The 7,366-nt window shown below is 36.9% G+C and carries 8 protein-coding genes and 3 tRNA genes; 7 read left to right on the plus strand and 4 right to left on the minus strand.

The annotated features are described in order from the left end of the window. Nucleotides 1–61 precede the first annotated feature (61 nt). From AC00Y6_RS05040 to AC00Y6_RS05055, 4 genes are all read left to right on the plus strand, one after another. Nucleotides 62–541, plus strand: coding sequence for an acyl-CoA thioesterase (locus tag AC00Y6_RS05040; protein ID WP_474489527.1), 480 nt, complete (start codon nucleotides 62–64; stop codon nucleotides 539–541). A 6-nt stretch (nucleotides 542–547) separates the two neighbouring features. Next, entirely contained in the window at nucleotides 548–1,417 is an 870-nt protein-coding gene (gene rfbD / locus AC00Y6_RS05045) for a dTDP-4-dehydrorhamnose reductase (protein ID WP_474489528.1), read from the plus strand. Then, nucleotides 1,410–2,090, plus strand: a complete 681-nt coding sequence (locus AC00Y6_RS05050; protein ID WP_474489529.1) for a hypothetical protein — start codon at nucleotides 1,410–1,412, stop codon at nucleotides 2,088–2,090. The genes rfbD and AC00Y6_RS05050 overlap by 8 nt, the downstream gene beginning before the upstream one ends. A 162-nt stretch (nucleotides 2,091–2,252) precedes the next feature. Further along, nucleotides 2,253–3,623: a tetratricopeptide repeat protein gene (locus AC00Y6_RS05055; RefSeq protein ID WP_474489530.1), complete on the plus strand. Its 1,371-nt coding sequence runs from the start codon at nucleotides 2,253–2,255 to the stop codon at nucleotides 3,621–3,623. Between the two features lie 32 nt (nucleotides 3,624–3,655). On the opposite strand, the gene AC00Y6_RS05060 is transcribed toward AC00Y6_RS05055, so the two are convergent. The 3 genes from AC00Y6_RS05060 to AC00Y6_RS05070 form a co-directional block, all read right to left on the minus strand. After that, nucleotides 3,656–4,321 (minus strand): response regulator, encoded by a 666-nt coding sequence (locus tag AC00Y6_RS05060; RefSeq protein WP_474489531.1) that lies wholly within the window; start codon nucleotides 4,319–4,321, stop codon nucleotides 3,656–3,658. 302 nt (nucleotides 4,322–4,623) lie between these two features. Further along, a complete protein-coding gene (gene aat / locus AC00Y6_RS05065; RefSeq protein WP_474489532.1) occupies nucleotides 4,624–5,271 on the minus strand; it encodes a leucyl/phenylalanyl-tRNA--protein transferase in 648 nt (215 codons plus the stop codon). Nucleotides 5,272–5,338: 67 nt separating this feature from the next. Continuing rightward, nucleotides 5,339–5,719: a DUF3127 domain-containing protein gene (locus tag AC00Y6_RS05070; RefSeq protein WP_474489533.1), complete on the minus strand. Its 381-nt coding sequence runs from the start codon at nucleotides 5,717–5,719 to the stop codon at nucleotides 5,339–5,341. Between the two features lie 166 nt (nucleotides 5,720–5,885). Here AC00Y6_RS05070 and AC00Y6_RS05075 point away from each other — a divergent pair. The 3 genes from AC00Y6_RS05075 to AC00Y6_RS05085 all read left to right on the plus strand — a co-directional run bounded on the left by AC00Y6_RS05075 (nucleotide 5,886) and on the right by AC00Y6_RS05085 (nucleotide 6,202). Continuing rightward, nucleotides 5,886–5,967 (plus strand) — tRNA-Leu (locus AC00Y6_RS05075). A gap of 37 nt (nucleotides 5,968–6,004) precedes the next feature. After that, a tRNA-Gly gene (locus AC00Y6_RS05080) sits at nucleotides 6,005–6,080 on the plus strand. Between the two features lie 38 nt (nucleotides 6,081–6,118). Then, nucleotides 6,119–6,202 (plus strand) — tRNA-Leu (locus AC00Y6_RS05085). Nucleotides 6,203–6,401: 199 nt separating this feature from the next. Here AC00Y6_RS05085 and AC00Y6_RS05090 read toward each other — a convergent pair. Beyond that, the coding region (locus tag AC00Y6_RS05090) for a T9SS type A sorting domain-containing protein (RefSeq protein ID WP_474489534.1) at nucleotides 6,402–7,366 on the minus strand (965 nt) is incomplete at its 5' end.

A 7,366-nucleotide genomic window follows, 5' to 3' on the forward strand; every position in this document is an offset into this window, starting at 1 on the left:
ATTTTATCTTAATAAATCATAAAACCGCTCTTTATCGGAGCGGTTTTTTTATTTTTGTACCATGGTAAAAGAATTTTCATCCACCGTCAAAATACGCTTTGCAGACTGTGACCCTATTGGACACCTAAATAATGTCAAATATTTGGAATATATGCTCAATGCTAGGGAAGATCATGTAGAGCAGAATTATGGTTTTACCTATGAGCAATATACCCGCGAAACAGGATGTACCTGGGTAACCATCCAAAATGAAATTGCTTATTTAAAGGAAGTTCGTTACAACTCAAAAGTGGAGATTACAAGTAAAACGATTGCTGTGGATGATCTTACCGCTGTAGTAGAATTGCTGATGAAAGATGAGAATGGCGTTGTAAATGCGGTATTTTGGCTCACAGTCATTTACTTTAATATGAAAACACGAAGGGCAGAAAAAATGCCGGAGGAGACATTGGATAAATTCAGACATTTTTTGGTTGAGATTGACCAAAAACAATTTAAAGATCGCATAGTCTATTTTAGGCAGCACAACAAAATTAAATAAGTATTTATGAAAAGAATTTTGGTAATCGGTGGAAATGGCCAGTTGGGGCATTGTTTGCAAAAACTGGCACCCCAATACCATAACGAGTTTGATTTTAACTTCACGGGATCTGCTGCGCTTGATATTACAAACTATGCTCAGGTAGATAAGGTCTTTGAAGAATATCAGCCCGATTATGTGATTAACGCTTCTGCTTATACTGCCGTTGATTTGGCCGAAAAAGAAATCGAAAAAGCATTTGCAGTAAATGCAGATGCGGTAGGTAATCTGGCTGCTGTCTGTAAAGATCATAATGCGGTACTCATCCATGTTTCTACAGATTATGTTTTTGACGGAGAAACCAATCTCAGCTATTCCGAAGATGATTTTACAAATCCAATCGGCGTTTATGGCACGTCCAAAAGACAGGGCGAAGAACTGGCGTTAGAGAATAATCCAGAGACAGTGATTCTCAGAACATCTTGGCTTTATTCGGAGTTTAATAAGAATTTTGTTAAAACTATGCTCCATTTGTTTGAAGTGAAAGATGAATTGGGGATTGTTGGTGATCAGTTTGGACAGCCAACCAATGCCAACGACCTGGCGGAAGCAATAATGAATGTGATCAATTTCCCGAAAAAGACATTTGGGATCTATCATTTTTCCAATTATCCGGAGACAACATGGTTTGATTTTGCCAGCAAGATTAAGGAATTTTCTAGTTCTGCCGTAAAACTGAAATCCATTACAATAAAAGAGTTTCCAACACCTGCCAAGCGACCTAAAAGAAGTACTATGTCTCTTGACAAGATTGAAAAAGATTATCACATAGAACCCAAATATTGGGAAAACAGCCTTAGAGACTGTATAGAAATCCTAAAAACAGAAGATGCGTAAACTATTTTTGATCCTTTTTGCGTTTTGTGCCCAATGGTTTTACCTGCAGACCATAATTCTTAATAAAGTTGATAAAATCAATAATAACAAGGATAAATTTTTCTACAGGATTACAGAGCCTTCCAAGTCAGAATATCTTGGAGAAATCCTTGTTAATGGGTTTTCACCAGATGACGTTAAGGTTTTTGGCGAGGTTTATAAAAAGGCAAAGCAAGTAGGGGCCAATACTTTTTCACTCAAACCAATTGAGACTGTAGAGGGCAACGTTCAGCCTTTTAATCCTGCTTATTACATCCTCAATTTGTATTATACCAAGGCAGACGATATTGATAACGAGGAAAATGTTGCGTACCTTGTTGCGGCGTCTGACAAGAATCAGAAGATTAATATTAATAACAAAACAACAGTTATAGAACCAAGAAACTTCTTAAGATTGCCCCTTAAAGATCAGGAAGTTTTGACAGTTTCTACAAGAAAATTATTAGGTTCATCGGTAAAACTGTCAGCTAAAGACAGCCAGCCTGCACTGTATTTTTCTTTGACAGATTTTAGGATTCGTAGTAATGACAGTATCTACGGCGGTATCAACCTCAAATCCGGAGATATTACAGGCCTGGAAAAATCATTTGGTATGTTTTTGACTACCATTTATACAGAACAGAAAAAAGATTAATGTTAATAAATTATCTATTGCGGATGATTTATTATCCAATTAATTTTAATTAACTTTATACATAAGATTTAAGAACCGGCTAATTGTAATTGATTTACAGACCTCACTCAGGCAGTTTTGCCTAACTGAGCGGAGCTAAATCTCAAATCTAAATTATACCTATTGGAAGAATTTTTTGAAAACGAACTTGCTAAAAAGTTCGAAGATATGATAGAGAATAATGAAGAATTATATTTTGATACAGAAGAATATATCGACATTATCATCTATTACCTGGAGTTGGGAGACTTTAGTTATGCAGAGTTGGCTGTAAACCATGCTCTGAAAATACATCCCAATTCTCTGGAAATCAAAACGAAACAGCTGGAGGTTTTCCTGGAGCTGGAACGTTATACAAAAGCCAAAGAGCTTATTGATGAGTTGCACCTTGCTTCTCTAGAAGATACAGATTTTCTGGTATGTTGCGCCAAGTATTATTCTAACCTTGGTAATCCGAAAAAATCAATCGAATATTGTGAGCAGGCTCTAAAGCTGGAGGAGGAAGAGAACTTCTTGCACAACTTCATCGCGGATGAGTTTGTGAATCTTGATGATCCTTTTAATGCTTTGAAACATTATACCGCCGCTCTGGAGCATGATCCGTATGACGATTACTCTTTAGAAAACGTGATGTTGTGCTATCATAAACTCAACCGTCCACAGGAAGCCCTTGATTTTCTGAATCAATATATTGACCGTTTCCCGTTTTCGGAAACAGCATGGTATGAGTATGGCCAATTCTTTTTTAATAAAAAAAACCACGAAGAAGCCATCAAAGGTTTTGATTATCTTCTTGCTATCAATTCTGGCGCTGTAGGTGTTTATGCTAACAAAGCAGCTTGTTATGAGGCTATGGGACAATGGGAGAAAGCCATTGAAGTTTACGAAGAAATGCTGGAATTGGAATATACCAAAGCATTTACGTTTTATAAAATCGGTCTTTGTTACAAAGAAGCGGGCAAACCTGTGCAGGCATTAACATCGTTCCAGAAGTCATTGCGGGAAGATCCACAGTTTTATCTCGCTATGATAGAGCAGTCGCAGATTTATGAGGAGATGGGTAATCCCAAAGAGGCACTTCATTTTGCCATTGAGGCTGTCACCCTTAACGAAGGTAACCTAGAGTATCAGAAACGTCTTGCTTTTCTTTACATAAGCTGTGGCGAATATGAAGAAAGCCTTACTTGCCTCAAAAAACTTACAGAATCAGAACCTAGCAGGTTCTATAATTGGTATGCTTATTCAGAAGTATTGATGCTGATTGGCGAGTACGAAGAGGCACTTGAAGTTCTTGATAAAGCTTTGCAGGCACATCCGCGCGCAGAATTATATTATCAGCAAAGCAACTGTTATTTTAACCTGAAAAATAATGCTGAAGGTATTCGGTTGTTAGAAAAAGCTTTGGACATGGATCCTTCCCTCAGCCAGGATATGCAGAAAAAATACCCTTTCATCAAGGAAGAGGTTAAGAAAATAAAGGCAAAAAAGAAATAGTGATAAAGCCCTGCAATCTTGCGGGGCTTTTTTTATATAATACCAAAATCTTTGCTAATTGCGATCAATTGCTCGTTACTGTTGAGGTTCAGGTTGGTTTTAATCTCTTTTAGTCTTTTTTCTACAGCACTTATACTATTGGGTTTTAATTGGTGTGTTTTTAGATGATCCGGAATGTTTTTTACAAGTTCTCCATTGGCAAGAAGGGAAATTAACATTGTATCATATTCGGTGAATTCAAAAGCATTGTTTTTATTGCCCTCAATCGAGATTCCTGCAGAAAGATAATGATGATCATTAAAAACCTTGTGTATGGCTTTTTTTAAGTCCCGCACATCATCCCGACCTTTTTTTACATAAGCATCAATGTGTTGTTCTTTAAACAACTTCTCAATGATGGCCTCCTTTTTCTCTACAGAAAATACTAATATTTTTATATCCGGTTGCACTTTTCTTACAGCATCTATCAATTTCTGACCGGTGTTTATATCCTGTTTCCGGTGATCTTCATCAAAGGATAAGTCTGTTATCAGTAATTCGTACGGATTACTGTTTGCTAGTGCTACTTTGATCCAAGTAAGCGCATCATCGCAATAGCTTACAAATTTGGATTCGGCTATGTTAAGGTCTTCAACAATCTTTTGTACAGAGATGTTGGAGCTTTCATAATCTTCGGCAATAATAACTTTTCTGAACATAAAAAAAATTTGGTAGGTCAGCATGGTGAGGGCATGCCGGGATTTTCATATATCAAAAGTAGTTGATCCTGCGAATCTTTCTTTACGGTTTCAATATTAACTGGTAATTCTAAAAAAAAGATAAAAATTTCATCTGTATATTGATTAAAGAATTTAGGCATCAATCGTTTTTGAATGTATTTATCTATAAGGATTGGTATTTTACAGTGATAAAAATATTTCAGCAATTTTTATCAGGATAAAGGATGATCCCCAGATTAAGGTTGTCACAAATCATGAGAAATCATTTTTATTTTATGTATTTATAAGATCTGCTGACTAAGTATATTAAGGTAGTCTTGTTTTGGGATCATTTTCGCACCCAGGCTTTCAAGATGCTCAGAATAGATTTGACAGTCGATGATCTCCCATTGGCTTTCATAGATTTTGGAAAAATGGATAAATCCGGCTTTTGATGCATTGGATACTTTTGAAAACATACTTTCGCCGCAGAAGACTTGCCCTACAAGAACGCCGTAGAAGCCACCAACAAGTTCTCCGTTTTGCCAAACTTCAAAACTTTTGGCTTTGCCATGCTGATGTAATGTGATAAAAGACTGTATCAGATCCTCATTAATCCAAGTGCCTGCCTGTCCTTTTCGCTCTGTAGATTTGCAGTTGCGCATAACTTCTTCAAAACACTGGTCTTCTGTAAAATCAAAAACATTGTCCCGCAAAATCTTCTTCATAGATTTAGAGACTTTAATCTCAGAAGGGTAAAGGACAAATCTCGGATCAGGACACCACCATAGGATCTCTTCACCCTCATTGTACCAAGGGAATAATCCCAACTGGTAAGCAAACCACAGCCGTTCAGGACTTAGGTCACCACCAAAAGCCATCAGGCCGTCCTCTGGATCATACTGGGCAGGATCAGGAAAAGATATGTCATGGGGGTCAAGCTGAATCATAAATAGAAAAAATCCCTGCCATTTTACAAAAGCAGGGATTGTATGAGATTATTATTCATTTAGAATTTTAGAATGGCAAATCATCATCTTCATCCTCTGCAAAAACATTTTTGTTTTCGGCAGCAGGTGCGTTTTGTGATGGAGCTGCTTGTGTAGGCTCGTTAAAATCACTTCCTGCATCTTTTTCCATTCTCCATGCAGTGATAGAATTGAAATATTTCACTTCTCCCTGTGGGTTTGTCCACTCTCTGCCTCTAATGTTGATGAAAACCTTTACTTTGTCCCCTACTTTATGTTGATTAAGCAGGTCCACTTTTTCTGACAAAAATTCTATATTGATTGGTTGAGGATATTGTTCTTCAGTTAAAAGAACCATCTCTTTTTTTTGAAATCCACTGTTAAAGGTTTGTAAATCAGAAATTTTCTTAATTGTTCCTGTTAATTCCATAGCTCGAAAATATTTTAGGCTGTAAAGGTAATAAAAACTATTGATGATAATCAAATATCGGCAGTTCAAAAAAAATTAAAAAAAAGTGGCGAAATATTTTGTAGGAATAGAAAAAGCCTCTATATTTGCACTCACCAAAACAAAGGAATAGGAGTTCATAAATAATGCGGATGTGGTGTAATTGGTAGCCACGCCAGACTTAGGATCTGGTGCTTCACGGCGTGGGGGTTCGAGTCCCTTCATCCGCACTACTATAAAATTTCTAAGCAATTAGAAATTTTTTTTGCGAAAATAGCTCAGCTGGTAGAGCGCAACCTTGCCAAGGTTGAGGTCGCGGGTTCGAGCCCCGTTTTTCGCTCCAAAAAAAGAAGTTTGTTTAAACTTCTTTTTTTTTACCATGCCCTGGTGGTGGAATTGGTAGACACGCAGGACTTAAAATCCTGTGTCCGCAAGGACGTACGGGTTCAAGTCCCGTCTGGGGTACTTAAAAACCTTGATAATCGTTTGATTGTCAAGGTTTTTTATTTTTTCGTGCAATATATGTGCAATGTGAATTGGGATTAAAAAATAATATTTTATATAGATTTTTTATATTTAGCATATCTTAAAAATTGTAAATTTTTACTTTTTAAATAAAAATGCAGGCATTTTTGCCTGCATTCTGATATTAAATTTTGTGAGATTATTTAATAATAATCTGTCGTGCTTCCTGTTTTCCATCAATTTCTAAGACCACAAAGTAATTTCCACGTATTATTTTTTCAATTTTAATTTTATTATCACCTTGTTTTAATGTTTGTGATTTTACTTTTCTCCCACTGGCATCTACTATTGTAGCAATACCATTACTTTTCAGGCTATTGACACGGATTACAAAGTCCCCGCTATTCGGATTAGGGAATATCTTCACTTCTTGAGCCATTACTTCTACAGATGAATCTTCTGTATTTCCTGATATTTTATTTGCACTATGAGTACCTAAAGTAGTAGCACATACGGTTTGAGTAGTTCCATTAACATCCACCTGGGCGCATACTGATGTGGGAGCTGGTCCACTACCTCCCAAAAATAAACTGTTGCCGAAAGCAAAAGCTGTTGCAGAAGGAACAAATGGAGATCCGTTGATATACCATTGAGGAGTGCTAGCAGAACAGTTTGAGAGGACATATTGGTCAAAACCTGCTGCAGAAGGTATAGTAGTGATTGAAAGATATGAGATTGTTATACTTGCCGATTGGCTTACACAGCCGTTAACCGTAAGACTTACACTAACTGTAACAGGTCCCGCAGTTGTACCGTTAGGGTTAAAAGTTGGATTTGCTGTATTTGCCCCAGAAGTTATTGTCCAGCCTTGAGCTTGACTCAGGTTCCATGTATAACCAGTGGTTGGTGTTCCTGTTGCTGAAGTATCAACGGCAATTGTGGTAACTGGTGTAGTCCCTTTTGCAATACAAGTTGGTGTAGTAGCCGTAAATATAGGAGTAGCTGGTTTTACATTGAATGTCAAACTTGTAGAGGTAGCTGCACAATTTGCCGAAGTAGCAGTTAATGTGAACTGTCCTTTAGCCGTACCCGGTGTAACGGTACACGTAGAACATTCTATGTTATATTCCAAAATTTTTAGGTTCATTTTTTTAATTATTTTGC

Source organism: Epilithonimonas sp. (assembly GCF_056329745.1).

Excerpts from the sequence above, each read along its gene's own strand:
- AC00Y6_RS05070 (WP_474489533.1), bottom strand. The coding sequence starts at position 5,719 with ATGGAATTAACAGGAACAATTAAGAAAATTTCTGATTTACAAACCTTT.
- aat (WP_474489532.1), bottom strand. The coding sequence starts at position 5,271 with ATGATTCAGCTTGACCCCCATGACATATCTTTTCCTGATCCTGCCCAG.
- AC00Y6_RS05060 (WP_474489531.1), bottom strand. The coding sequence starts at position 4,321 with ATGTTCAGAAAAGTTATTATTGCCGAAGATTATGAAAGCTCCAACATC.
- AC00Y6_RS05040 (WP_474489527.1), top strand. The coding sequence starts at position 62 with ATGGTAAAAGAATTTTCATCCACCGTCAAAATACGCTTTGCAGACTGT.
- AC00Y6_RS05050 (WP_474489529.1), top strand. The coding sequence starts at position 1,410 with ATGCGTAAACTATTTTTGATCCTTTTTGCGTTTTGTGCCCAATGGTTT.
- rfbD (WP_474489528.1), top strand. The coding sequence starts at position 548 with ATGAAAAGAATTTTGGTAATCGGTGGAAATGGCCAGTTGGGGCATTGT.